Raw genomic sequence first — 24,654 nt, 5'->3', positions numbered from 1 at the left:
GCAAGGTGGCTCATAGCTGCAACAAATTGCCGTATCCATCAAAATGAATGGCATTAGATAATAGGTGTTATAGCGAGGCTTCGTTGAGATACTGCTCCAGACGGCCACTGAGCCATTGGTTGAGTGTGCCTAGATTGGTATTTTGACCCACGATCATGCCATAAGGTTGCCACTTCATCGCCCGGTAGTGGTTGAGCACTTTCAGCTCGCCGCTGCGCAAATAGGGATTGATAAGCACGGAAGGGACTGTGGACCAGCCGGTACCATCGAGAACGGCATTGCGCAGGTGTTCGTAAAAAGGCAGGGCAATATAGTTGCTTGATGCAGGCGCAACGGCAACCAGGTTGTCATCCTCGATGGCGGACAGGGTAAATTCGGTGTAGCGAGCCAGATCTGCACTGATGATACGACTGAGCTTGCTGAGGGGATGGCTGCTGTGTACCACGGACATCATTCGGATTTGACCGAGGATATGGTGATGGTTGTGTGGCAGGGTATCGGTCATTGGTAGCAGGCAATAGGCGACATCGACCATATTGTCGCTGACCATTTCATGCAGCTCAGGGGGCGGTGCGACATATACCGAAACGTTCGTTGTGGGGAACTGCAAACTCATTTCGGTGATTAGCTGGCGCCAGAAAGGCTCCGGTAGCGCATCGTCCCTGGCTATGCGGATTGCCGATTCGATACCGGCCATTGACTGGCTGCATTTAGCCCGGATATCTCCGGCTATCATTACCATTCTCTCACAGTCGTTTTTGATCGCCTCGCCAATTTCCGTCAGTATGACCTGATTGCCCGTCCGGTGGAGTAGCGTTACTCCGAGCTGGTCTTCCAATGCGTTAATAGAGGCACTCACGGTGGTACGGCTTTTGCCTAGGCGGCGCGCGGCCTCAGCAATGGAGCCGTAGATGCAGGTTTCTAGAAACATTTCCAATTGGTGAATTTTCATTTTTATTCGCCATCTAAATATATTGCCAACATAGATTAATCCGGCCGAGGAAGCGAGGCAAGTTCAGCGACGAAAAACACGACGCTGGGCGACTCACTGCATGCTAGATAAAGCGTTATTATGATTCTGTAATCAAAATACAAAGAGGAAGCTGACAACAAAACGGTCAGCTCAAAGATTATTATGAGTATCAATATAGCTTTAGAACGCAAATTACTTTCGGTTTCTACTTTTTCTGCGTTGCTGTTTGCCCTGATGGGTATCGGACTTGGTCTATGGATGGGGTCGCTAGTTATTGTTTTCGACGGTGCCTATTCATTGGTAAGTCTGGCATTGACCCTAGTATCACTAGGCGCAGCGGCTTATATGCATTCCGCCGTTGGTAAGCGTAACAAAGAGATATCAGGCAAACTAGAGCCGATGGTTATCGCTTTCAAAGGCATGGTGATTACCCTGATGTGTGGTTTGTCACTGGTTTCTGCGGTGAATGCCATTTTGAGTGGCGGCCGTGAAGTCGATGGTGGTATGGCCCTTTTATTTGGTGTGGTCAACGTAGCAGGCTGTTTGGCAACCTTTACCCTAATGCATAAATTTAGCCAGAGGACACGTTCGTTGTTAGTGGAAGCTGAGGCTAAACAGTGGATGATGGATACGGTTATCAGTGCTGCGGTTATGCTTGGTTTTATTACCTCGAGTGTGATGACCTATGCGGGTTATTCGGAATATGCCGTTTATGCTGACCCTGCAATGGTTGTTATTGCGTCACTCTATTTCGGTATCGTTCCAATTAAAATGGTGCGAAATGCCATAGGTCAGTTGCGAGATCAACAGGCGATGGCTGCATAAGAAGAATCACAACCGTCTTTCAGTTTCTATCGACAGAAAGACGGTTGTGATTTTTTAGATCTGAGTTTTCTTGAGGGATGCTCTAGCGCTGCAGCAATAAGCTGTGGTCAATTTCGCGGAAAAAAGCGGCGGCATTAATGAGTGAACTTGCCGTTAATTCCGGCACACCATAAATTTCAACGGGCGTATGAAATTTTGATTGTACCTTATCGACCAGTAAGGAAAAGTCGCCGTCACCAGAGAGTAATATGACACGGTCAACATCGTTGGCGTGTTCGATAACATCAAGTGTAATCCCCACATCCCAGTCACCTTTTGCCGAGCCATCGCTACGTTGGATGAAAGGCTTGAGCTTAACCTCAAAACCTATTCCCCTCAGGATATTTTGAAATTGCCGTTGTTTTTCGTCACCCCGATGGATGGCATAGGCATAGGCAGCCACAACCTGCTTACCCTCAGTCGCCTCTGCCCAGAAAGCGTTGTAATCGAAATTACAGTGGTAGGTGTCTCGAACGGTATAGTAGATGTTTTGTACATCCACGAAAATAGCGACTTTTTCCACAATAAACCAGATAGTTTTGTTTAAGATATCGGTAAAATTATAACAGGTTAGCAGGAGCAAGTATGCTGCAACTTGCTTCTCAATGTTCAAAAATGACTCATAACCGCTTTTGTCCGTTTGAACCTGACTTGTCGTCAGCGTAAAAAAGTGTGACAGTAGCCTTAATAAAAAGGAAATGGGTCAGTCATGAAAAAATATCTACTCTCGGCGCTTATCGGCGCAAACTTGTTTTCTCTATCGGCATCAGCCAATGCACAAACTCAGACATGCCCGATAGATGTGCAAAATGACATTCATATTGTAGGTAAAACGGTAGAAGTATATCAAAACGGCAAACCGATCTGGCAAATTGACGATGAATACCAATTGTTTGTCAATGGCGAGAAAGTTGACTTAACGGCGTTGCAGCAGGAGGCCGTAGAAGCCTATAGCTTGCATGTACAGAGTGAGCTACCAAAACTTCCGGAGTTGACGCAGAAGGGGGCGGAACTTGCACATTCTGCAATTAATGCTTTGGGGCAGGCATTCGGAGAGACAGAGGCGTTTGCATCGGTTAATCAGCTGATTAATGAATACAGTACAAAAGCAAAAGCGAAATTCTACCAAGATGGTGAATTTGTGATGCCTGCCGATACATTTTCAGTGATGGATAAAGATTGGCGGCAGGAGTTTGAGGCTGCGATGGATAATGTTAGTTTGGCTTCTGCCTCGGCTATTTTTTCGGCATTGACGAATGAGATGAAGAAAGGTGAGCTTAGTTTCGGTGATTTTAAAGGGAAGATGTCTGAGTTAGAGAAAACATTGAATAATGATTTTAAAGCCAATACTGAACAGGTAAAAAAAGAAGCCGAATCTGTTTGTGGTTCAATGCAGTCGTTGGCTCAGGAAGAAAAAGCATTACATGAAATGATCCCTGAGTTGAAAAATTATCCAATGTTCGAAATATAAATCTTGGATATTGGGTGAGTATTAAATTTCTCGTTTTAGAAATACTGAGTATATCTAATTTAATTCAGAGCTCAGATTGATTTCAGCGTACTCAAATTAAGGCAAATACTTGAATGAATAAAAGGTATTTGAGATAGAAGTGAGTACGCTGAATCACTTTCATAGGCTAACTACCGGTTGTTGTTATTAGAGCTTCCTGCTTTTGGGGTGGGGGATGTATATTATTTGTAGTCTGGTCGGTGCATTTGCCTAACCCTTCATTTACCTTCTGGCTACCTTTTTGTGTTTTACGTTCCTATAAAGTGAATAAAAAATGATATTTTTTATAGCCTATGAGTTTATGTAGGCTGTTTTAGATGCTCTATTATCAACTAAATGAATGAAGTTGCACAGTATACCTGTCTTTATGGTATATTGAGGCATTCTGCTTGAAACACCACCCAGATAAACATTAGTTATGCAGTGGTATTGTATTTTGCTCTACTTTCTGTGGATATCAGGATTAACGTTGATATTCGCAATTGAAACTTTTGGTTCGAGTTATGCCAATAAGAGAGCAAATAAGGTAATTTGATTATAATGGACTATCAATCAATGTTTCGCTTATTGAAGCGAAATTTTATTCAACCTCGATTGTTTATGCGATGTATCGCACCGCTAGTCACATTGGTGATAGCCGCGTTGATATACATGGCTGTATATGAATACCAAACCTTAAAAGGCCGTGAAATTAGTCATGCGACTGACAATGTCACGATTGCTAGTGCATATCTTGGCCACCATTATTCATCGGCGGCGGGGCATTTATATTTGCTGGAGCAATTGTGGTTGGCCGAAGAAGATCCACAATTAGTGATTAAGGCTGCAGAACGAATATTACAAGGCCAGAATACCTACTTGGAAATTGCACTGTTAGCTGACGGGAATTATGTCGCAACGGGGGGATTCTCCCGCTATCAAGTGAGTGGGGGAGTCTCTCAGCGCCCTTGGTATATCAAGGATGCGCCGTTAGGGCAGTATTACGTGAGTCGGCTCTACTACAGTAAAAGTATGGAGAGCTGGACGGTTTCGATTGTGAAGGTACTCAATGATCGGCATCGTGATATCCGTTTTGTCCTTGAAATTAATGTCAATCAAATTTACGCCAACCTGGCAGGTTTAAAAACATCGGCAAATGGCTATTTCTATGCCGTAGAAGCAGTAACCAACCGTATTATTATGCATCCCGACCCCTCACGTATTGCCTCGTCGTCGGTCAGTTATCTGACAGGAGAGCAATTGCCGCTACCGGGGAAAAAAGATCATCCGGCTAAATTACTGAATTATAGCTATCAGGGGAACGATAAATTCAGTGTTTTTCACCCTGTTTCGCGCTATGGGTGGGTTGTTTTCTCTGGAACGGCCCAGTCTGAAATTTTGTGGCAGACATTGGGGATGGGGGTCTCGACGGTTGCTTTGGTTGCAATGATCCTTCTTGCTCTCTTTTTGTCTTTGATTTCTCGTCGGATCCACCAATATGGCAGCGAGCTCAATGAAGTGCGAAGCATGGATAAATTGTATACCCAGCTTCAGACAATGGTTCGGGAAGTGTTAGGGTCATCTCAAATTGCGTTGGTACGATATGATGAGAATACCCAGACCTATCAGGTATACCAGAGTGATTGTGCGATAGATAAGAAGACGGTAAGGGGATTGTTTGCCGATAGTCAATATCGAATTCAGCGGCTACCTGCACTCAATGATGATCCTTTTGTCACGAGATTGTTCGCTTGTCAGTCTTGCCTCAGGGTACCGTTGACTAACCAAAATAAACTAATCGGTATTCTATATATTCGTACATCTCAGTTGTTGTTGCCACAGTTCGCTAATATCCTGCGCAATTATACGCAAAGTGCATTGAACCATGTCCGTCTTACTCAGCGTATCAAGAATACCGATGCGATGACAGGCTTGATGAACAAACGGTACTTGTGCTGTCGGGTAGAGGCTCAATTGACGCGCGATAGCCGTCACTATCTGGCGATGCTCGATATTGATGATTTCAAACGGATCAACGACACTCACGGGCATCTGTTTGGTGACAAGGTGATCCTCGAGGTGGCAACCATACTCAAGGAGTCTTGTGATCAGCAGTGTGTGGTGGCGCGCTATGGCGGGGAGGAGTTTGCGGTACTGTTTCCTGCTAGTTGCGGCAAACAGGCCGCTTCGATAATGAATAAGGTGCGACAGCGGCTGAATCAAACGGTTATTAGTGACGATAAGAAACGCTGTGTGGTCACTGTCAGTATTGGTGTCGCCGCAGTGGAAGACTCGGTTGATAGTACCATTGCACGGGCAGATCTTGTTTTGTATAGAGTTAAGTCACAAGGCAAGAATCAAGTGCTGTATTATCAAGACCGTCTCTATGGTGACGTTGGAGTTATGAATTTGGTCAAAGTATGAGCAGTATTGCATTAAATCGACTAATTTATTGATACTATAAGATATTTCTCATTATAGGTGGTTCGCAATGATTAAAGTGGCCGTTATTGTGCTGCTGCTGATTATTGGTGGTTTGGCGGCTCAACGTTTGGATGAGCGCACGCAGCAACGGGCCCTGATGGTATTCGGGGGGCTGGTTGTCATCGCGGTGATTGTTTTTATGGCAATGGAATTGATGCGTTAAAAGGCCCGCTTGTGCGGGCCTTTTGATTATGGTGGGGCTGATAATCGCTGGCGATTAGCGCTGGCGAGTGCGTTGCGGTTTGCCGCCTTGGCGCTGCCCGCCATTCGAGGCTTTTGCAGGGCGCTGTCCAGGTTTGTTACCTGCTTTGTTTGCCCCCGGCTTGCCAGATGTTGGCTTGTTACCGTTAGCTGGAGTACTGCGGCCACTAGCAGAAGTGCCATTGCGGTTGCCTGGTTTGCCTCCCTTGTTGTTTTGGCCGTTAGCTCCTCGGTTACCGCGCTGACCATCCTTGCGGATATCCGGCTGGTTTGGGTGCTTGGTTGCAAAGCGTTTCGCACTATGGCGTCCCGACTTGCGGCGGTCGGCCTGTGTCAGTTCGGCATCTGATCCTTCATGCGGGATCAAGCAGTGCGGCGCATCACCAATCAGGTGCTTTTTGCCCATGTTGATCAGTGCTTCGCGAAGCAATGGCCAGTTGGCTGGATCATGGTAACGCAGCAGTGCTTTGTGCAGGCGGCGTTGGCGCTCACCTTTGGCAACAAACAGGTCTTCACGTTTTTTGTATTTAACACGTTTAAGCGGGTTAGTTTCCGAATGGTACATCGCAGTCGCGTTACACATCGGTGACGGGTAGAAGTTCTGAACCTGATCACACTGGAACTCATTCTTTTTGAGCCACAATGCCAAATTCAGCATGTCTTCGTCTGTCGAGCCAGGGTGCGCTGAAATGAAGTACGGGATCAGGTACTGCTTCTTGCCTGCTTCTTTGCTGTATTTCTCAAATAGCGCCTTGAAGCGGTCATAGGTACCCATTCCCGGCTTCATCATCAGGTCAAGCGTGCCTTTCTCTGTGTGCTCAGGGGCAATTTTCAGGTAGCCACCTACGTGGTGGGTGACAAGCTCACGGATATATTCAGGCGATTCGATAGCCAGATCATAACGTACCCCAGAGGCAATCATGATCTTCTTGATCCCTTTCACCTGGCGAGCCTTACGGTAAAGATCAATGGTATGTTTATGGTCGGTGTCCAACTTCTTGCAGATCTCTGGGAAAATACAAGACGGGCGACGACAGTTGGCCTCAGCGCGTGGATCCGAGCAGCCCAAACGGTACATGTTGGCAGTTGGGCCTCCAAGATCGGAGATTGTACCGGTAAAGCCCGGAACTTTGTCGCGGATCTCTTCAAGCTCGTTAAGAATGGATTCCTTGGAACGGTTCTGGATGATCCGCCCTTCGTGCTCGGTAATCGAGCAGAAAGAACAACCGCCAAAACAGCCACGCATGATGTTAACGCTGGTTTTGATCATGTCGTAAGCCGGAATCTTAGCTTTGCCGTAGCAAGGGTGCGGTACGCGTGCATAGGGTAGGCCGAACACAAAATCCATTTCTTCCGTACTTAGCGGGATTGGCGGGCGGTTGATCCACAGCTCACGGTCACCGTGGGTCTGAACCAATGCGCGGGCAGAATACGGGTTGGTTTCCAAGTGCATGACACGGCTGGCATGGGCGTACAGAATACGGTCATTACGCAGTTTCTCGTATGATGGCAGGCGCACTACCGTGCTGGTGGCATCATGACGCGAAGGTTGGATTTGGACCGGTTGTGCCGCTGCTGGCTGGGCATTTTCTTTCTGGTTGGTGCTACAGGTTTCTTCTGTCGCATATGGGTTAGGCATCGGCATCGCTTTGCCTGGTTTTTCGATGCGGCTGGAATCAATCTCTTTGTAACCAGCAGGAATTTCCTTGAGGATCACTGCGGTGCCAGCAATATTGGTCAGGTTCGCGATGTCTTCGCCATCAGCCAGGCGGTGGGCAACTTCAACCAATGCACGTTCAGCATTACCGAACAGTAGGATATCGCCTTTGGCATCGAACAGCACTGAGCGGCGAACTTTGTCTGACCAGTAATCGTAATGGGCAAGGCGGCGGAGGCTCGCTTCAATACCACCCAGTACGATAGGGGTTTCTTTGTAAGCTTCGCGGCAGCGCTGTGAATATACCAGTACAGCACGGTCAGGGCGTTTGCCTCCTTCGTTATTCGGTGTGTAGGCATCATCATGGCGTAGTTTACGATCGGCCGTATAACGGTTGATCATCGAGTCCATGTTGCCGGCGGTGATACCGAAAAATAAGTTTGGCTTGCCTAGTTGCATGAAGGCATCTTTGTTATTCCAGTCAGGCTGGGCAATGATACCGACACGGAAACCCTGTGATTCGAGCAAACGACCAATGACCGCCATACCAAAACTTGGGTGATCGACATAGGCATCACCGGTAACAATGATGATGTCGCAGCTGTCCCAGCCTAGTGCTTCCATCTCTTTGCGTGAGGTTGGCAGGAAAGGCGACGTGCCGTAGCATTCAGCCCAGTATTTTGGATATTCGTTAATTTTATTTACATTCATTGGCTTACAGTAAAATTCTTAAAGTTCGGGGCGCAGTGGGGCATCCGTAATGGATAAAGATAAAATAGCACTCTTATAAAAGAAGATACCCCTTATCTTTGAAGGGTTACATTCAAATGCCCATCCAAATTGTACGTCATTCTGTTCGTTGCCCCGGCCGCCTATCGGCGCTGATAACCTTAGCAGAGGCAGGCAATATGCCAGCACGACTCTAAGCGATAGTATAGGGCGTATAAAAGGGGACAGAGTTTACCATGAACAGGCAGTAAAACATCAATTTCTCATTACAGTGACGTTAACAGGCTTGTAAAGAGGCTGATAGGTGGGGCCAGAGAGGGCGGGTTGACGTTTTTAATCTCTGCAATTCGGAATTGAGTTTCCTTGAGAGGCCGTGTTATTTCGTTATGTCTCTCTTTGAATCGCGCGCACAGGAAATATGTTGGACGCTGTATCTGACGAAGTATTATGGGTATATATTTCTATCTGAAAAGTGTGTATGTAGGTTATATCGATAAGATTGAAGGAATAATCAGGTATATCATCGAGTCAATTATTGAACTGTGTTTTATTAATTGTTACGATGTGCCAATCAACATATTATTATGGATGTAATAAAAAATGAAAAATAAAATTGCATTGTTTGCTTTCTGCACTGTGATGGCGGGTTGTAGTGCGACGACGTCAATGACAGCGGCAGATAACCAAACAAGCATTATGATTAACGAATTTTCTCCTATCGTTTTGGAACCGGGAACGGGCATTGAGGAGACATATTCAACAACGAGTTTTGGCAATTATCGTTATAAAATCACTGACTCCACAACCAATGAAACCAAATATGGATTGGTTCCATTGAAATTTAATGGTGGGTATTTAGCGGCAGATATTCTATTTTTTGCACCAGCCATGTTTTTCAATCTGCGTGAATTCTACCCTTACTATGAGTTTAATGCTGTAACGGGTGAGGTGAAATATAAAAAGCATGAGGGAGACGCTTGGCGGATCTATGTACCTTCAGAGGATGAAGTTAATAGTGCCAAGCATTACTTCTCGAAAAGAGAGAGTAATCTGTAATTGTTAGCAGAGCCGCAATAGCGGCTCTTTCTGTATATAACCTATTGTTTTAATTGTTTAAGTGATTGAGGCTCAACGCCTCTGCAAGGTCATTTTGTAAGCAGCTAAGTTAGTTTCAATCTTTCCGGTCTTAAAAATAATAGTCTTATTTATCTGCAAATCTTTGCACCGTTAGTCTGTGCTTTCCCCGTTTAGCACTTAGTACGGTGTTGGGCTCTATTCCTCTTTTCGCTTCTTTTAGCAATAAGAATAACGATTCGGTATAACGGCTTTCGTATACTTGAGGATGCCGTACGGTATTGTTAGGATCGCAGGCATAGCAATAATATAATATCTTGATAGCGAGAGAGTATGTATACGATATTTTCCCTGCTTAAATGGATCGTATTGATTTATTTGGTGAAAACGGGACGAATGAAGCCTGCGACCTTGACGAGGTTCAAGCAATTTACGCAGAGCTTAGCCTCAATGTTACTGTTGCATACCGCCTTGGGCATTTATGCAATTGAATCGGTTGATTTGATCGCCAACGGCAGGGGGGATGGGTATTCGCTTAGGGAGCTCTATGTTGCAGATATTATCTATTGATATATAAAGCCCTGCCGAAGCAGGGCTTTGATGCTTACGCTAATCGTTTTCAATTAAACGTGCATAGGTACCAATACCATAGTACCGATGATTACGGTTAGTAGGCCGCACAGAACCGGTACTGAAGTACGTTTCACGACTTCGAACGGGCTGACGTTACCCATACCAGATGTGGCAACAATAACACCAGATACTGGCGAGATAGTACGACCAAGGTTCGATGCCTGAAGCATAGGGATGATCAGGAATGCAGGGCTTAGACCCATCTTGCCCGCAAGAGCTGGTGCGAGTTCGACAAAAGCATAGAACGGTGCGTTACCTGAACCTGTCGCGATAGCTGCCGCAACAGTAAGGCCGGTTAGTAGCAGCATCAGAGCAAAACCACCTGCACCGGCTGATTCAGCCAGACCAATCAAGTTATCGATAGCACCGATAGACATTAGGCCCTGGGCAAATACGCCTGCGGCAACCAGCAGCATGACCACGCCTTTAAATGCTTCCGCCATACCTTGGTAGCACGATTCAAGATCTTCAAGTGTTTCCTTGCCTTTGAATCGCTTGGTCACGAAATCAACCAGAGCACCAATAACAATAGACATAACGACGATAGTGTAGATGTCTAGGGTAAGGCCAGGGATAGTTTCGCCGTTGAAAGCGAAGACACCGATGATTGGCAGGAATGGCAAAATAGCGTAGTAGGATGGCGCCTTGACTTCGATTTCAGAAATATCGATTTTTTCCATCACGATATTCTCTTTCTTATCAAGGTACTTGTTCCAGAAGAACGCGGCACCGGCCATTACGATGATTGCACAAATAGATACCGGCAGTACGGTTTCTACGGCAAACACGTGCAGTGGCAAGCCTGATTTTTCAGCTGCGACGATAACATCGCCGGATGTTGGCGATAGAATAATTGCTGCCGGTGATGCACAGATGGCAACAGCCGCCGGGCGAGAAATCCCCATGGCTGTCATCATAGGGAAGAGGGTCGCCATCAGTAGTACGCCAAGGCCTGTGGCCGAGCTCACCGCTAGTGACATCAAACAGGCAACAATGTATGCCGCAACTAGCAGCACATAAGGGGATTTGATGACAGACAAAGGCTTGGAGAATTGCTTAACAACAACGTTGTTTGCGCCGATATGCGTCATGTAAGAGGCAAAACCGCAAAGCAGCATGATTTGCATACCTAGGCCGCCGCCACGATACTGCAGCATGTACTTCACGTATTCGAGTGAGTCGGTGACGAAGTTGCCTGTTGCTTCTACTTTGGCAGGAAGAACTTTATAGCCTAATAGGCCAGTGATAAGAAGCAGTGTCAAACCTGCTGTTAGTAGAACGCCTGCAGGTTTGTATCCTTTAATTATGAAATAGCCAACAGCAATCGTAACTGCAAGGCCAATCAATAGCTCCAGCATGGAATAATCCTCTTAATCCATTGTTTGCATAAAATAAGAAAAAATATGAATAAGTTGGGTTTTTTCTTACAGATTGTTTGTGGCTAATTTACATAAAAAGAGGTAATAGGACATTAACAATTCAGCGACTTTATGATCTCAGACAGTATTTTAAGTAACCTGTTAATTTTGCGCTACAACAATGGTATTTAATGTTTTTTCAATTGTTTGTTGTGAGTTAAATGTATAGATTGCTCGTTATTTGAGCATTGTGATTTTAATTTATTGTAATCTAAGCGTTGTTAAAAAAATTCCATTTACAACAACCAGTTAGGTGTAAATTAAATGTTAATTTATGTCTAGTGGTGTAAATTTGAGCTTGTTGTATGGAATTTGCTCAATTGGTCTTTATTGAGGAGGAGAGAACCAAGCCATTGAGTCACCAAGCTACATGAGGTAATGCTCTAAGACGTAGCTTGGTATGTGATTAGCTATTGGTTTGTATTTGATTGAAATGTAATTTTAACTGGGGATTATTTGTCGCAGAGACAAAGAAATCAAGAGACTCAATATCACTTTCATTTTCAATAAGATAGTCTAAAAAATCCAATGCCTTAGTGTCATTTAACAAAACAGTAAATATCATTGCCCAATAAGGAAGAGTCTCAGTAAACGTGCAGTTTCCCCCTGTGACTTTCAATATTTTTGTTAAATGTTCTGTGAGAGAGTTGCACTCTGCAAACGGAATAAATTTGTCTTTTTTTGTCCCCATATTGCGCATGTTAGTGTATTTGTTGAACTGTGACCATGCACTAAAATACAGCTTGAAATCATGGATATTGAGAGCGTTGCTTTCATCAATTTTATATTTGCCATGATAACCAAAGATCAGTAAGAACATGAACTTATTGACAAGCTTGTTATTGTGGTCGATTTCTTTGTATGTTGATGTCAGTAGGTCAAGGTCGTGTTGGTTGGTGACTTTGGGGATGCAACCGCCGCTCAATAGGTAACGGTAAAACTGACAAACTACATCATCAGAAATATCCATGTCGGAACGTGTTTTTTTCAGAAATGGCTCAAGGTGTGCGCCAAGACACTGGAGTTCATTTTTTTGGTAATCTTGCTCTGCAATCTCAAAAATGTCTTCAAGTAGGTCTGTGCTCATTTTTATTTTATCTTCTTTCATTGAAGACAATAGTAGATTCAATGCATCGTGCCTGTGAGAGCGAAGGTTAAAGTAGAGCCCAGATCGTTTTAGAGTGTTTCGTTTAAATATCATGAATGTTACCCATACGTGATGGAGTGTGCGTGATGGAATATTCCCCAATTCCCCAATATACAGGATTCAGGTGAGCATAGTAATAACAGTTATATACCCAAAGGGGGGATGGGTATTAGATCTGAAATGTCATCTTTTCGTGTTGTATTTGCAGGATAACACCTTGGCTCCTGCATATTTAAGTAACTTGTGTATATAATGCCGTTAATGATATTAATGGATAAAAGCTCTTATGGAACATGAAGATGAAGCAAATCGCCGTCCACTTGCGGTGCGCAGTTTATCAGTAACTAAACGTATAGCCGTTTGGCTCAGCAAAAAAAATATAACCCCGAACCAAATTTCACTGATGAGCATGGTCTTTGCCGGGAGTGGTTTGGCTTTTGCTGCGGGTTATTATTATTTTCCATCACCGATATGGTTGATCTTATTTCCATTGGCGATACAACTGCGCCTTTTGTGTAATTTGTTTGATGGCATGGTCGCCGTTGAGGGGGGCAAAAAGACACCTGCAGGTGAGCTTTTTAATGATGTGCCGGATCGTATTGCTGATCCCCTACTGATTATTGCTGCTGGCTTGATTGCTCAGTCTCAATTTGCGATGCCTCTTGCTTGGGTTTCGGCTTTGCTTGCTGTATTAACCGCCTATGTTCGTGTGCTGGGGGTCAGTATGGGTTGTGAGGCGGATTTTCGAGGGCCGATGGCCAAACAACATCGGATGGCATTGTTGACCTTTGTGTCGTTGCTGATGTTTGTCGATCAGTTATTTGTTTTGCTGCCTGCCTATTCTTTCTATGCAATGGATATGGCTTTGGTGGCGATGGCTGTCGGCTGTGTGATAACCGTATGGCGGCGTTTGAGCGGTATTTATGCTGCCAAAGCGGAGCAAGCGCAAAAAGGTGAGGGATGCAGCCAATGACGAGTATCCCGATTCATTCGTTACATATGATGGCCGTGATCCTCATGGTATTGATTGCCGGCACGCTGGCCTATTTGTACCTATCGCGGCGTCATCCTGATAAGGATTACCACGAACTCAAGCTGCGGATCCGCTCATGGTGGTGGATGATAGCCATTGTTTTTGTGGTGCTGTACCTACCGCTTAACTATACGCTGGTCTTTGTTGGTTTTTTGAGTTTCTTGGCGTTAAAAGAATTCCTGTCGATTGTACCGACTCGGATGGCTGATCGCCGGGTGATTTTCTGGGCCTATCTGTCCATTCCGTTCCAGTATTACTGGTTATCGATTGGTTGGTACGGCATGTATATTATTTTTATTCCGGTATATATGTTTCTGTACTTGCCAATGGTTGCGGTATTGATTGGCGAAACCAAAGGGTTTATCCGATCTGCCGGTATTATTCATTGGGCTCTGATGCTGACGGTTTTCTGTGTAAGCCATATGGCTTATCTGTTGGTATTACCAAGCAAAAATCCCGAAGCCGGCTCGATGGGGATGCTGCTGTTCCTGCTTGTCTTTACCCAGTTCAATGATGTCTGCCAGTACGTGTGGGGGAAAACTTTCGGAAAGCATAAGATTGTGCCTAAGGTGAGCCCGAATAAAACATGGGAGGGTTTTGTCGGCGGCGCGGTCACTATTATTGCGATCAGCTACTTTGCAGCGCCTTACCTGACGCCGTTAACATCGCTGCAGGGGATGGTGGCCGGGATGATCATCGCATTCAGTGGTTTTATCGGTGATTTAGTGATTTCCTCGGTTAAGCGTGACTTGCAGATAAAAGATACCAGCCAGTTTATCCCCGGCCACGGCGGCATATTGGATCGTATTGACAGTTTGATGTTCACGGCTCCGTTGTTCTTCCACTACATCTATTATCTTTACTATTAGGTGACGCAAATGAAATTATTCAAATTTCTTTTTGTATTGCTGTTGGTAAAGCCGCTGGTGTTTATCGGTTTGGGGCTGAATATCATTCAGCGGCAGCACTTGCCGTTGCATGGCCCGGCGGTGGTGGCCGCCAACCATAATAGCCATCTCGATACCTTGGTGCTGCTGGCTCTTTTTCCTATTAGCATGGTCCATAAAATCCGTCCTGTAGCTGCCGCTGACTACTTTTTGAAGAACAAGTTATCGGCGTGGTTGTCGCTGAATGTTCTTGGCATTATCCCTATCCGTCGCTCTCCGTCCCAAAGAGAGCGCAGCGCCGTATTCGACGAGTGTCATCAGGCCCTCGATAATGGCGATATTTTACTGGTTTTCCCCGAGGGAAGCCGGGGCGAACCGGAAGTGATGAGTGGCTTGAAGAAGGGTATTTATCATTTGGTGAAAGATCATGACCACTGCCCGGTTGTGCCTGTCGTGATGCGAGGGCTGGGGCGGGCATTGCCGAAGGGCACAGCGATGCTGGTTCCGTTTAACTGCGATGTTGTTATTGGTCAGGGTATTGAACAGTTTGTTGATGCTGATGACTTTCTTGTTACGATGCAAACCCAGTATGATGCGTTGAGTGAATACTGTATCGTTACAGTATGTGATGATTGATAGCCCCATCTTTTGATTTGCTTGAGGTTGGGGGCGTTCGATGTACCTCCCTTCGTAGGATTGAACGATGATAGATGTTCGTACCGCCGAGTATCGCCGGGCTAGCTTTGCCCTCTGTCTGGGCTCCTTTTTGATTTTTTGCAACTTGTATCTGTTCCAGCCGATGCTGCCGCTGATGGCTGTGACATTTGAGGCTTCGGCAACGCGGGTTAACTGGTTGGTAGCTGCAGCCACGTTGGCATTGGCGTTGTCGTTGGTGCCTTGGGCCGTATGGTCAGAACGGGTGGGGCGCAGGAAGATAATGATGATCAGCCTGATGCTGATGCCGCTGGTCGGTTTGCTGACGGTGTTTGCCCAGTCGCTGCTGATGCTCAGTGTCGCCCGGGCGATGATGGGGGTTGCTTTGGCTGGGTTTGCTGCCGTGGCCGTGGCTTATATGGCCGAGGAGTTTACCCCCGCGGCCTTGATGCTGGCAGTGGGGGGATATATCAGCGCCAACTCCCTCGGGGGGATAGCAGGCCGGATCAGCGGAGGCTTTCTTTCCGAAACTTATGGCTGGCAGGTCGCGGTGATTGTGATGGCATTGTTCAGCCTCGCCGTTGCGCTGTTGGTATATAAGCTGTTGCCGCCGCAACGGTATTTCAAGCCATCACATGGGCAATTGCGCCACCAGATCCGCGGTGTGTTACGCCATTTGCGTAATCCGGTTCTATGGACGGCGATGTTGATCGGTGGCGTCAATTTTGCGTTGTTCGTTAACCTCTATACCGTGATGGGCTTCCGGTTAGTGGCTGAACCCTACCTAGTCCCTGTCAGCTGGGCGTCAATGATTTTCCTTTGTTATCTGACCGGAACCGTTACCGCTAAACTGAGCGGGGTTTGGACCCTACGATTCAGCAGTGTTTCCGGCATGGTATTGGGGGCGATGGTCAGTGCTTGTGGTCTATGGGTCGCTTGGTTCGAGTCGATTCCTGCGATGGTGATAGGACTGTTGTTGATCAGTTCGGGTTCGTTTTTCACCCATTCACTTGCCTATGGCTGGGTCAGCCAGAAAGCGCAGACGGCCAAGGCGACGGCCACTGCCTTGTATCTCGTGCATTACTACGCAGGGGGGAGCTTGGGTGGCTTTTACCTGATCTACTGTTGGCAGCATTGGGGCTGGGGCGGGGTAATTGTCGCAGGTACTGTGCTTTATGTCGTTCTGTGTCTGCTGTGTTATTGTTTGTCTCGCCAAGAGCATGAGGCACCGACGGATCTTGCGTCGCAATAGCGAGGTGGGAAAATCCCGGATACACATTGAAATGTTGGGGAACGTATCCGGGATGGGAGGGAAATCGTGCTATGGGTTAGGCGATTGCCATTGCCAACAGCGAAATAGGGTGAAGGGCCTCAAGGTGGGTGTTTTCCTCAATTTGCCACTTGCAGGTTTCACAGTCGGTGACTGCAAAATCGGCCCCTGATTGGTTAATTTGCTTGAACAGGTTGCTGCCGATTGCCATCGAGGTATCGTAGTTTTCTGTTTTGAAACCATAAGTTCCCGCCAGACCGCAGCATTGGCTGTCCAACACCTCGACTTCCAGTCCAGGGATCATCTTCAGTAGTTCAATGGTGTAAAGGCTGCCGCCGACACGGTCGAGGTGACACGGTGTGTGGTATACCACTTTCATGTTCAACGGTTTCATCTTCGGCGCATTGCCGTTCATGAATTCTTTGAGCAAGTAGCGTGTCACGTATTCGATTCTGTTGGCAACTTGGCTGTTATCCACCTTAAGCACATTTGGGTACTCTTCTTTTAGAGTGAATGCGCAGGTTGACGAGGTCGAAATGATCGGTGCGTTGTGCTTTTCGACGGCAGCGGCAAAGTTCTTGATATTGAGCTGGGCGTTTTTCTTGGCCTTGTCGAAGAAACCGTTGGCGATCAGCGGTACGCCGCAGCACTTTTCCTTGTCCATGAGCTGGACGCCCACACTCATGGCATTCATGACCTTGATGAAGTCCTTGCCTTGTTGCGGGTGGTTATAGTTAACGAAACAACCGTGGAAATAGTGTACCTGTTTTGGATACAGTGCCTGGCTGGTGCAGTTTTGCTTGTACCAGCGACGGAAAGTACCATGCGAGTATTTAGGCAGGCTCTTGTGATCGTGGACACCAATGGTCTTGTGCATCACTTTTTTGACCGTCTTCATACCAGTGATGGTATTGATAATTGGCGCAAACGGAGTGGCAGCCGTTCCCATCAGGTCGGTATGGCTCAGCACAAAATCACGGATCGTTTTGATATTGAAAGCCAGTTTGGCATGTTCGTCACGGGCGACGGCGATCATATCCCCGATTTTTACCCCAGAAGGACAAGCGGTTTCACAGCGCTTGCAGTTGGTGCATAGCTTCAGGGTTTCATCGTAGAAATCCGGGCTCTTGATTCGTAGTCGCTCGCCATCAGGGCCACACTGTTTAGGACCCGGGTATTGAGGGTTAGCTTTGGCTACCGGGCAGTATACGGTACAGACCGTACACTTAATGCATTGGTCGAAACTGGTGTCTTTTTTTGGAAGGCTCATCGGTTGCCCCTTCTTATAGTGCTGCCGTCAGTTCAGACGCAGTTGTTTCATGTTCAGTGGAGTGCTGCTGTGCCCGGATTATTTGTTGGGCGACATAGTAGCCGGTAGAGATTGCAACGCCAGAGCCAGAACCTTCCTGTACTGGATCATAGTGGGCCAGAATGGCACCTGCACAGAATAGGTTGCTGATTGTCGAACCTGCGATGCTAGGGTTCAGGTCAGTATTGCAAGTAACGCCCATCTTCATAAACGGGTGGCTTTGTTTGCTGAAAAACTGAGGTTGATACCAGTGATCACGGTGTGCTGGTTCAACCATATCCAATCCGAAAATAGGCTCGTTGATTTGATGGCGCTCAGCGCTCAGTCCTTTGCTGAAGAAACTGCCCGTGGCGATTAGAAAATGCTCCGCACTTAGGGCGATATCTTCGTGGTTACGGGTGTAGATCCGGCACAGCTTGCCGTTCTCGATATCCCCGCCTTTGACTTCATCACCGGTTAGCAATAGGCCGCCCAGTTTCTTGTAATGGGATTTCATCGCTTCTTCTAAGCGAATGCCCAGCAGGGATGGCGGCATGGTTGGCAGTTCGCAGATCTTGAATCCGGTCAGCCCTTCGAGCAGTTTGATAGTTGCAGCCCCGTCACCGTTACCGAAAATAGCAGGCAATACCACCAAATCGGCTTTGCCCACAGCTTGAATCAGGCGCTTGGCAAAGGCATGGAGTTTGGTTTCGTCACGCAGTACCCGTGAGATGTCAATAGAACGGAACTCACAAGGGTTACGCGGCATCTCATCGAAGTCGGGCAGCTGAACGGCTGCTGTCTTGATGCTGACATCGGCAAATGCAGGTAGGCGTGCCAAGTTGTCGGCGGCAAGCTGAGGCTGGAAGTCGCGGAAGCCGTCAAGGGTAACCAGTGCAATGCTGGCTAGGCCGTCTGATAGCTGGTGTGCCGGAAACTGGTGGACGGTTTGTTGTGATAGCCAAGTGGAGCGGAATGTCCCCATCGGTGTCACTCGGTAATGGTTTTGTTCGTCAGCTTGGGCTGAGAGGTAAACCCCGCAATCCTCCATCATGCCCTGATACCAGTCGATAGCTTCGCGGCACGCTTTATTGCCCAGCTTGGCATAGGGGTGGTGAGGGCTTTGCTCTGCCAATGCATCAAATGCATCGAAAGGATGGCTGACGGCCTGACCCGATGGTAGGTTGCTCAGTACATCAATAGAACCCGACGAAAAATGGAGTGCGCTCTGGCCTGCTGCGATAACGGCGGTTTTCAGGCCAGCCTCGGCACAGCGGATGGCACAGCTTAGGCCGGCGACACCGCCACCGATGATAATGCTGTCAAATTTCATAGTGTTTCCTCGTCGGCGTGGGTCGCGGCAACCTGCGGCTGCTGATTGTCTGGCAGGTCACTGACGCCAAACAGGCCTTCGTAAATCCAGTAGGTAAATTCACCTTCGCGCAGGGCATCGCCCCAGAATACGGGTTTGATCCCTTTCCAGCGTTCTTCCAGAAAGTCTTCCAGTAGGTGGCTGGCTTCGTTACCGCTCTTGTTGCCGTACTCGGAGAAGAGACCAGCGGCGCGGTACGAGCAGAGTTCGCCTTGGCATGGGCCCATGCCGATTCGGGTACGGCGGCGCAGGTCGACAAGGTTGTGGACGTTGAGATCCTTAATTGCGTATTCCACCTCACCGCAGGTGACCATTTCGCATTCGCAGATCACGGCCTGGCTCTTGCGGTTGTTGCTGAGGAACTTCTCGGCACGCTCGCCGTGACGGTAGTAGGCCGATTGGTACACTGGTTTGGCAAGGCTTGCGGTTGGCTGCTTTTTCGGAGCAGCTTGCTCAGAGCCCGGTAGCGGCTTGGTGTGGGTAATACATGGCTGGGTATTGCCCAGCTTCTTGGCAACCAGATCTGTGGTCCACTCTGCCATCATGCGGTAGGTCATCAGCTTACCGCCGGTAATGGTCACAAAGCCGTCAAGACCGTCGCGTTCTGCGTGGTCAAGTAGAACAATGCCGCGGCTGATGTTACGGCCGCTGGTATCACCATCGACGGCGACGAGAGGACGGACACCTGCGTAGGCACGCAGGACGCGGGTGTTGGCCATGATAGGCGCCAGCTTGGTGCCTTCCTCCAGCAGAATATCAATTTCTTTGCTGGTGACATGAAGATCATCGATCTTGTCGTAGTCGATCCGCTCGGAGGTGGTGCCGATCAGCGAGATGGTGTCACCCGGAACAAGGATGTCAGCATCAGAAGGCTTGCGGCAGCGGTTGATCACCAGGTTGTTGATGCGGTAGTCAAGGATCAGTAGGGATCCTTTGGCCGGGAACATCTTGATTGACAGATCGCCGTATTCACAAATCTGCTGTCCCCAGATACCGGCAGCGTTGACGACTTGCTTGGCTCGGACTTCGAAGTGTTTGCCGGTTTTCAGGCATAGGCAATTTACGCCTTTTACGGTAGCCCCTTCTCGGATCAGCCCTGTTACCATGGTGTGGTTGAAAAGGCGTGCACCGTGTTCGACGGCATCAAGTACGTTGGATGCCGAGAGGCGGAACGGGTCGAGCGTACCGTCAGGGACTTTCACCGCGCCAATCAGTGCAGGGTTACAGTTTGGCTCAAGGCGAAGGGCTTCTTCGGGAGTTAGCTGTTCTACGTCGATATCTGCTTGCTGGCAGGCATCGATAAAATTTTTCTGGAAATCGAGGTCGTCATCAGGCAGGGAGATGAACAGACCCTGCGTGTCTTCAACGCAGTGACGGGCAATTTTTTTCAGGATTCGGTTTTCTTGGATACATTCCCGGGCAGATTCCTGATCGGTGACAGCGTATCGGGCGCCTGAGTGGAGTAGGCCGTGGTTGCGTCCAGTGGTGCCGGATGCCAGGTCATCGCGTTCAATCAAGATACAAGGGATCCCGCGTAGGGCACAATCCCTCATGATGCCTGTTCCTGTGGCGCCTCCGCCAATAATCACAACATCTGTTTCAAACCAGCTAGTCATGTTCGTTTTCGCTTATTCTTATAGGTGTGGATCAGGAATTGATGAGTTCCTTCTCGGTATGGTGTAAATATGCCATTTTTTGTGGGGGTATTTATTGATCACCTCCACACTTATGAGCGTTCGCGCATTCGATCGCGCATAAATGTGCCGTGTTTATCGATATAGAGTAATGATTTTCGAAACTAAGCGCGTTTCTGTCGCTTGTATTATGGGCGTTGTGGTTTGTTTGTGGTGAAAAGTTGCGCATTTATATTCACGGGTTCGTTTACGTATAAATGCGCACTTTGAGAGGCCAGAAGGGACGTGGTTGCAGTGCTTATGCCGGTATAGGTTTTTGCTCTGTGATGTGGTTATTGCACGACGATTGATAGAGACAGCAATCTCGACCATTTTTCTTGCATTCATACAAGGCGTTATCTGCACGATCAATTAGGGTGCTGATCGATTCAAAATGTGAATAGGTTGCGATGCCGATACTGGTGGTAATTGATAGTGGCTGTGAATATTTGTCGATATGGATTTGAAGCTGACGAATACCCGTTAGGTACTGGTTTGCTAAATCAATCGCCTCTTTGGGCGAGTACCCCGGAACGAACAGGATAAATTCCTCGCCGCCATAACGTCCGAACAGCCCCCCTTTGGGGCTGTATTGTTGGATATGTTGGGCAAATGCCTGAAGGATATGATCCCCCGCAGTGTGCCCCCAGTTGTCGTTGATGCGTTTGAATTTGTCGAGATCAAACAACAGAACTGAAAAAGGCTTACCCTCGAGCTGAGTCGTATGGAGTGATTTTAAGGCCAGCTGCAGCAATACCCGGCGATTGAAAACGCCAGTTAGTGGATCAAGTGATGCTTGCCGGTAGAGACGCATTAGCATATAGAGCTTGGACAGCTGAGACCAAATCACGATAAGAGCCAGCAGTAACTGAAGCCAATAGTCAGCCAGATTTTCTGGGGTTAGCCAGCGTTGAGACTGGGTATCTGAGATCCATTGGGGTATGGCGGTGATGATCAGTAAGAACAGGCTCTCTTTGAGGGTGAGAGGTAAAATAGTCAACATTGCAATATGAATAATAGGCAGCAGAGTATAGCCATAGATATACCCGCTATATACCGTGGGAAATCCCAGTACCCATACGGCATGAAAATAGAACGCATTGATGCAGAGCATAACCAGTAGTAGGGCGTGCAGTACTTTCTTTAACCCGATCCGATGATAGTTGCAATGCGCGATAACGAATAGGCTAAGCGCGAGAAATACCCGTGAAATCGCAATGGTCGGCCCCTCATTACCCGGCAGGTGCATAAGGTCAAAAGGTATCCACAGTAGCACTAACCCTCCCCAGAGCGAGGCGAGCAGGGTCAACCGACTACGCAGATAGCTGCTTCGCGTATTCCTGAAATTTGTAGAGTGGTGGCGGGCACTGAATAGATCAGGGATATACAAGGCGAACTTACGAAGGCTATGGGCGGGAGACTCATGCATGGATATGCCTGAAAAGTATGTTGTTTTGAGAAGGTTTCAATTATAAATCCATGAATTATAGGGATAAAGTAAAAAATGTTATTGTCGTGACCGTGATATTGATAATTTTGAGTTTAGCTTTGGTCGAGAGTTGGTATATCTCTAGGGAGTTGGTATCATCGCGGCAGTTTAATTTTTGCGGGCGTTTTCGTTATGGATGTTGTAACCACTTTTCTGATCCCTGCCTTATTGGGTGCTCAGCTGGTGTTGTCTTTGGTGCTCACGAAAGGTGAGATTTGCCCTGGACAGCGCGGCCGGGTGCATAAAACATTGCCTGTGTTATTAGTGGGATGGGCGATTTCGCTCATGATCACCCCTGCGGCATTGCTGCCATTGGCGGCCTTGGGCTATTTCACCCTGAAGGTTAAAACGGGTAAAACCCGTGATGCCGGGCCACTGCGTGTGTTTTACTTGGCCATTGGTTTGGCTGTGGTGGCTTTAGTTGCCAGTCTACAGGGTGAGACTTTGCCTAAAATCGGTATGAGTTTGGTAGCAGTGGTGATGTTTGGCGCACTGATCGCCCACTTATTGCTTACGCAAGCAAGAACTCGCTTACAGGCTTTTCACCGTCTATTGCCGTTTGCTGGTTTTGCTGGGGCCATGCTAAGTGCATTGTGTGTGCTGTGGTTGGCATCGGGAATGGATCCAGAATCATTGACCGTCGCGACCAAGCACGTTGTGGCTGCACTATTGCTGCTGGTGGTTGGCGTTTTGGTATGGGCAATGCACTTGCTAACAGGTAAAGCGGTGAATCGTTGGCAGTTGCTGGCGGCGGCAGTGTTGCTGATTGGATCGGCGCAGCTGCAAACTGTACTGTTCTGATGTAAGCGATAACCGTTAACAAACAAAGGCCAGCCTGTAAAAGAGCTGGCCTTTATTGTTTGAGCCATTGCGAATGCAGGATGCCAGAGTGTGAGTTCGCTCTTTTTCTTTCTGGGGCCGAGTGACTATGCTTAATCCAAGCAGCGTCAATATGTACGCATGCTAACGGCATCGCTTGGATATACACTGCAAGGTCATCAAGGGGGTAGGTATGGAGATTGATAATTTACTTCGCATGGACGGCAATATCGTGCTGGGTATCGTCAATGAGCGACTGCGCTTGGAGTGCTCAACAGTCGAAGAGCTGGTAAGCCGCTATGAGTTAGATTTCGATGAATTAAATGCAAAAATGGAATCACTGGGTTACCACTACGATCCGATCAACAACCAGTTCAAGTAACCCCGTTGTATTTTAGGCCATCTGATATTAAGTACGGGGTATTAGGTATCAGGTGGCTCTTATCCCTTCCAAATGGGTCTGGCATTGCTGCTTGGCAGTAGCAAAAAAAGCCGACAGGTAGTGGCGATCTTTCTCTTGTGCTCGAATAGCAGCAAACAATCTTCGCCATAATCCTTTTCCGAGCGGCTTGCTGACCACTAAGCCTTGCCGCGCAAAATCATAAATCGCCCAGTTAGGTAGTGCCGATACGCCTAGTCCCGCCGAGACCATCTGAATGAGCATTAGGGTATTGTCGGCTTGTTTCCAATTTGCCGGTTCGATGCCCGCTGGCTGTAAGAAATGCTTGATAACATCAAGTCGGTTTTTTTGGACCGGGTAGCTCATCAATGTTTGTTGTGCCAAGTCTTCAGGTTCGATGGTTTCTTTCTGCGCCAATGGTGATTGTGGCGAAACAATAAGACGCATTTCAAAATCAAACAATGGCTCGAAGTGGATTTCGTTGCGGGGTTGAATATCGGATGTAATCACCAAGTCAAGCTCGCCGGCCCCGAGAGCGGGCAGTGGCTCGAATCCGAATCCGGAAGAGAAATCGAGGGTGACATTTGGCCAGTGTACTTGGTATTCCTTGAGGGCAGGCATCAGCCACTGGAAGCAGGAATGGCATTCGATAGCCATATGCAGGCGGCCGTTGGTATCTTCTTTGAGGCTTGCCAGCTCATGCTCGGCACGGGCAATACGCGGAATCACATCATCGGCCAGCTTGAGCAGTACTTCCCCTTCAGCAGTGAATTTTACCGGACGGGTTTTACGGAGAAACAGTTGGTTGCCAAGCCGTAGCTCGAGATCTTTTAATTGGTGCGATAGTGCTGATTGAGTTAAACAGAGGGTGTTGGCCGTTGCAGTCAACGAACCGGTATCACGCAGGACGGTTAGGGTGCGCAGATGTTTAATTTCAATCAAAGCATTAATCCTTATGCTGATGTCTGTACCAAGTTGGAGGTTCACACACTTTACGTATATTTCGCAGAAGTGTAAACATCTAGACGTCTATGTAAAAAATCAAGTGATTTAACATGAGATTTGCTCAAGTTAAACATTAAACATTAGAAATTGTTCAT

21 protein-coding genes are annotated in these 24,654 nt (G+C 47.5%); 11 read left to right on the top strand and 10 right to left on the bottom strand.

All coding sequences use genetic code 11. The features are described from left to right. Positions 1-67: 67 nt before the first annotated feature. The gene (locus ACSF8X_RS11715) at positions 68-952 is read right to left on the bottom strand and encodes a LysR family transcriptional regulator (protein ID WP_047877041.1); all 885 of its coding nucleotides are present in this window, start codon (positions 950-952) and stop codon (positions 68-70) included. A 183-nt stretch (positions 953-1,135) separates the two neighbouring features. Here ACSF8X_RS11715 and ACSF8X_RS11710 point away from each other — a divergent pair, with 183 nt between their 5' ends. After that, positions 1,136-1,798 (top strand): cation efflux transmembrane domain-containing protein, encoded by a 663-nt coding sequence (locus tag ACSF8X_RS11710; RefSeq protein WP_500850036.1) that lies wholly within the window; start codon positions 1,136-1,138, stop codon positions 1,796-1,798. 82 nt (positions 1,799-1,880) lie between these two features. Here ACSF8X_RS11710 and ACSF8X_RS11705 read toward each other — a convergent pair whose 3' ends face one another. Next, positions 1,881-2,360 carry a LabA-like NYN domain-containing protein gene (locus tag ACSF8X_RS11705; RefSeq protein WP_047877486.1) on the bottom strand — a complete coding sequence of 160 codons (480 nt, stop codon included), beginning with the start codon at positions 2,358-2,360 and terminating at the stop codon, positions 1,881-1,883. 186 nt (positions 2,361-2,546) lie between these two features. Here ACSF8X_RS11705 and ACSF8X_RS11700 point away from each other — a divergent pair, with 186 nt between their 5' ends. From ACSF8X_RS11700 to ACSF8X_RS11690, 3 genes are all read left to right on the top strand, one after another. Then, the gene (locus ACSF8X_RS11700) at positions 2,547-3,308 is read left to right on the top strand and encodes a DUF2884 family protein (protein ID WP_500850035.1); all 762 of its coding nucleotides are present in this window, start codon (positions 2,547-2,549) and stop codon (positions 3,306-3,308) included. Between the two features lie 690 nt (positions 3,309-3,998). Next, positions 3,999-5,750: a diguanylate cyclase gene (locus ACSF8X_RS11695; protein WP_500850034.1), complete on the top strand. Its 1,752-nt coding sequence runs from the start codon at positions 3,999-4,001 to the stop codon at positions 5,748-5,750. A 67-nt stretch (positions 5,751-5,817) separates the two neighbouring features. Next, a complete protein-coding gene (locus ACSF8X_RS11690) occupies positions 5,818-5,973 on the top strand; it encodes a hypothetical protein (RefSeq protein WP_500850033.1) in 156 nt (51 codons plus the stop codon). A gap of 54 nt (positions 5,974-6,027) precedes the next feature. On the opposite strand, the gene ACSF8X_RS11685 is transcribed toward ACSF8X_RS11690, so the two are convergent. Then, positions 6,028-8,379, bottom strand: a complete 2,352-nt coding sequence (locus tag ACSF8X_RS11685) for a YgiQ family radical SAM protein (RefSeq protein ID WP_500850032.1) — start codon at positions 8,377-8,379, stop codon at positions 6,028-6,030. 618 nt (positions 8,380-8,997) lie between these two features. Here ACSF8X_RS11685 and ACSF8X_RS11680 point away from each other — a divergent pair. Then, positions 8,998-9,453: a putative periplasmic lipoprotein gene (locus ACSF8X_RS11680; RefSeq protein WP_047877036.1), complete on the top strand. Its 456-nt coding sequence runs from the start codon at positions 8,998-9,000 to the stop codon at positions 9,451-9,453. Between the two features lie 641 nt (positions 9,454-10,094). On the opposite strand, the gene dcuC is transcribed toward ACSF8X_RS11680, so the two are convergent. Together dcuC and ACSF8X_RS11670 are read right to left on the bottom strand one after the other, a co-directional pair. Beyond that, positions 10,095-11,462 (bottom strand): anaerobic C4-dicarboxylate transporter DcuC, encoded by a 1,368-nt coding sequence (gene dcuC, locus ACSF8X_RS11675; protein WP_047877034.1) that lies wholly within the window; start codon positions 11,460-11,462, stop codon positions 10,095-10,097. A gap of 466 nt (positions 11,463-11,928) precedes the next feature. Next, entirely contained in the window at positions 11,929-12,630 is a 702-nt protein-coding gene (locus ACSF8X_RS11670) for a hypothetical protein (protein ID WP_500850031.1), read from the bottom strand. A 325-nt stretch (positions 12,631-12,955) separates the two neighbouring features. On the opposite strand from ACSF8X_RS11670, the gene ACSF8X_RS11665 reads away from it, so the two are divergent. From ACSF8X_RS11665 to ACSF8X_RS11650, 4 genes are all read left to right on the top strand, one after another. After that, positions 12,956-13,642, top strand: a complete 687-nt coding sequence (locus ACSF8X_RS11665; RefSeq protein WP_047877032.1) for a CDP-alcohol phosphatidyltransferase family protein — start codon at positions 12,956-12,958, stop codon at positions 13,640-13,642. Continuing rightward, positions 13,639-14,571, top strand: a complete 933-nt coding sequence (locus tag ACSF8X_RS11660; protein ID WP_500850030.1) for a phosphatidate cytidylyltransferase — start codon at positions 13,639-13,641, stop codon at positions 14,569-14,571. The genes ACSF8X_RS11665 and ACSF8X_RS11660 overlap by 4 nt, the downstream gene beginning before the upstream one ends. A gap of 9 nt (positions 14,572-14,580) precedes the next feature. After that, positions 14,581-15,225, top strand: a complete 645-nt coding sequence (locus tag ACSF8X_RS11655; RefSeq protein WP_500850029.1) for a lysophospholipid acyltransferase family protein — start codon at positions 14,581-14,583, stop codon at positions 15,223-15,225. 67 nt (positions 15,226-15,292) lie between these two features. Next, on the top strand, positions 15,293-16,495 hold the full coding sequence (locus tag ACSF8X_RS11650) for an MFS transporter (RefSeq protein WP_047877030.1): 1,203 nt from the start codon (positions 15,293-15,295) through the stop codon (positions 16,493-16,495). 76 nt (positions 16,496-16,571) lie between these two features. Here the strand turns inward: ACSF8X_RS11650 and glpC are convergent, their stop codons facing one another. From glpC to ACSF8X_RS11630, 4 genes are all read right to left on the bottom strand, one after another. Continuing rightward, positions 16,572-17,783, bottom strand: a complete 1,212-nt coding sequence (gene glpC, locus ACSF8X_RS11645) for an anaerobic glycerol-3-phosphate dehydrogenase subunit GlpC (protein ID WP_500850028.1) — start codon at positions 17,781-17,783, stop codon at positions 16,572-16,574. Positions 17,784-17,796: 13 nt separating this feature from the next. After that, the gene (glpB, locus tag ACSF8X_RS11640) at positions 17,797-19,134 is read right to left on the bottom strand and encodes a glycerol-3-phosphate dehydrogenase subunit GlpB (RefSeq protein ID WP_500850027.1); all 1,338 of its coding nucleotides are present in this window, start codon (positions 19,132-19,134) and stop codon (positions 17,797-17,799) included. Further along, complete coding sequence (gene glpA, locus ACSF8X_RS11635; protein WP_500850026.1) at positions 19,131-20,789, bottom strand: anaerobic glycerol-3-phosphate dehydrogenase subunit A; 1,659 nt, start codon at positions 20,787-20,789, stop codon at positions 19,131-19,133. Before glpA ends, glpB begins: the two co-directional genes overlap by 4 nt. A gap of 316 nt (positions 20,790-21,105) precedes the next feature. After that, positions 21,106-22,275 (bottom strand): GGDEF domain-containing protein, encoded by a 1,170-nt coding sequence (locus ACSF8X_RS11630; RefSeq protein WP_500850025.1) that lies wholly within the window; start codon positions 22,273-22,275, stop codon positions 21,106-21,108. A gap of 192 nt (positions 22,276-22,467) precedes the next feature. Between ACSF8X_RS11630 and ACSF8X_RS11625 the strand changes: the two genes are divergently transcribed. Together ACSF8X_RS11625 and ACSF8X_RS11620 are read left to right on the top strand one after the other, a co-directional pair. Beyond that, the gene (locus tag ACSF8X_RS11625) at positions 22,468-23,136 is read left to right on the top strand and encodes an HI_1241 family integral membrane domain (RefSeq protein WP_500850024.1); all 669 of its coding nucleotides are present in this window, start codon (positions 22,468-22,470) and stop codon (positions 23,134-23,136) included. A gap of 211 nt (positions 23,137-23,347) precedes the next feature. Further along, positions 23,348-23,536 carry a DUF4250 domain-containing protein gene (locus ACSF8X_RS11620; RefSeq protein ID WP_047877024.1) on the top strand — a complete coding sequence of 63 codons (189 nt, stop codon included), beginning with the start codon at positions 23,348-23,350 and terminating at the stop codon, positions 23,534-23,536. Between the two features lie 48 nt (positions 23,537-23,584). Here the strand turns inward: ACSF8X_RS11620 and metR are convergent, their stop codons facing one another. Continuing rightward, a complete protein-coding gene (metR, locus tag ACSF8X_RS11615) occupies positions 23,585-24,496 on the bottom strand; it encodes an HTH-type transcriptional regulator MetR (protein WP_047877023.1) in 912 nt (303 codons plus the stop codon). Between the last annotated feature and the right edge of the window lie 158 nt (positions 24,497-24,654).

This window comes from Photobacterium panuliri (assembly GCF_059920555.1).
The sequence above is the reverse complement of the archived record's forward strand: the minus strand, read 5'-3'. Positions and strand labels throughout refer to the sequence as shown.

Coding starts and splice junctions, on each gene's coding strand:
- ACSF8X_RS11630 (WP_500850025.1), bottom strand. CDS start 22,275: ATGCATGAGTCTCCCGCCCATAGCCTTCGTAAGTTCGCCTTGTATATC.
- ACSF8X_RS11660 (WP_500850030.1), top strand. CDS start 13,639: ATGACGAGTATCCCGATTCATTCGTTACATATGATGGCCGTGATCCTC.
- glpA (WP_500850026.1), bottom strand. CDS start 20,789: ATGACTAGCTGGTTTGAAACAGATGTTGTGATTATTGGCGGAGGCGCC.
- ACSF8X_RS11680 (WP_047877036.1), top strand. CDS start 8,998: ATGAAAAATAAAATTGCATTGTTTGCTTTCTGCACTGTGATGGCGGGT.
- ACSF8X_RS11715 (WP_047877041.1), bottom strand. CDS start 952: ATGAAAATTCACCAATTGGAAATGTTTCTAGAAACCTGCATCTACGGC.
- glpB (WP_500850027.1), bottom strand. CDS start 19,134: ATGAAATTTGACAGCATTATCATCGGTGGCGGTGTCGCCGGCCTAAGC.
- glpC (WP_500850028.1), bottom strand. CDS start 17,783: ATGAGCCTTCCAAAAAAAGACACCAGTTTCGACCAATGCATTAAGTGT.
- ACSF8X_RS11700 (WP_500850035.1), top strand. CDS start 2,547: ATGAAAAAATATCTACTCTCGGCGCTTATCGGCGCAAACTTGTTTTCT.
- ACSF8X_RS11690 (WP_500850033.1), top strand. CDS start 5,818: ATGATTAAAGTGGCCGTTATTGTGCTGCTGCTGATTATTGGTGGTTTG.
- ACSF8X_RS11695 (WP_500850034.1), top strand. CDS start 3,999: ATGGCTGTATATGAATACCAAACCTTAAAAGGCCGTGAAATTAGTCAT.
- ACSF8X_RS11620 (WP_047877024.1), top strand. CDS start 23,348: ATGGAGATTGATAATTTACTTCGCATGGACGGCAATATCGTGCTGGGT.
- ACSF8X_RS11670 (WP_500850031.1), bottom strand. CDS start 12,630: ATGAAAGAAGATAAAATAAAAATGAGCACAGACCTACTTGAAGACATT.
- ACSF8X_RS11665 (WP_047877032.1), top strand. CDS start 12,956: ATGGAACATGAAGATGAAGCAAATCGCCGTCCACTTGCGGTGCGCAGT.
- ACSF8X_RS11625 (WP_500850024.1), top strand. CDS start 22,468: ATGGATGTTGTAACCACTTTTCTGATCCCTGCCTTATTGGGTGCTCAG.
- ACSF8X_RS11650 (WP_047877030.1), top strand. CDS start 15,293: ATGATAGATGTTCGTACCGCCGAGTATCGCCGGGCTAGCTTTGCCCTC.
- ACSF8X_RS11710 (WP_500850036.1), top strand. CDS start 1,136: ATGAGTATCAATATAGCTTTAGAACGCAAATTACTTTCGGTTTCTACT.
- dcuC (WP_047877034.1), bottom strand. CDS start 11,462: ATGCTGGAGCTATTGATTGGCCTTGCAGTTACGATTGCTGTTGGCTAT.
- ACSF8X_RS11685 (WP_500850032.1), bottom strand. CDS start 8,379: ATGAATGTAAATAAAATTAACGAATATCCAAAATACTGGGCTGAATGC.
- ACSF8X_RS11655 (WP_500850029.1), top strand. CDS start 14,581: ATGAAATTATTCAAATTTCTTTTTGTATTGCTGTTGGTAAAGCCGCTG.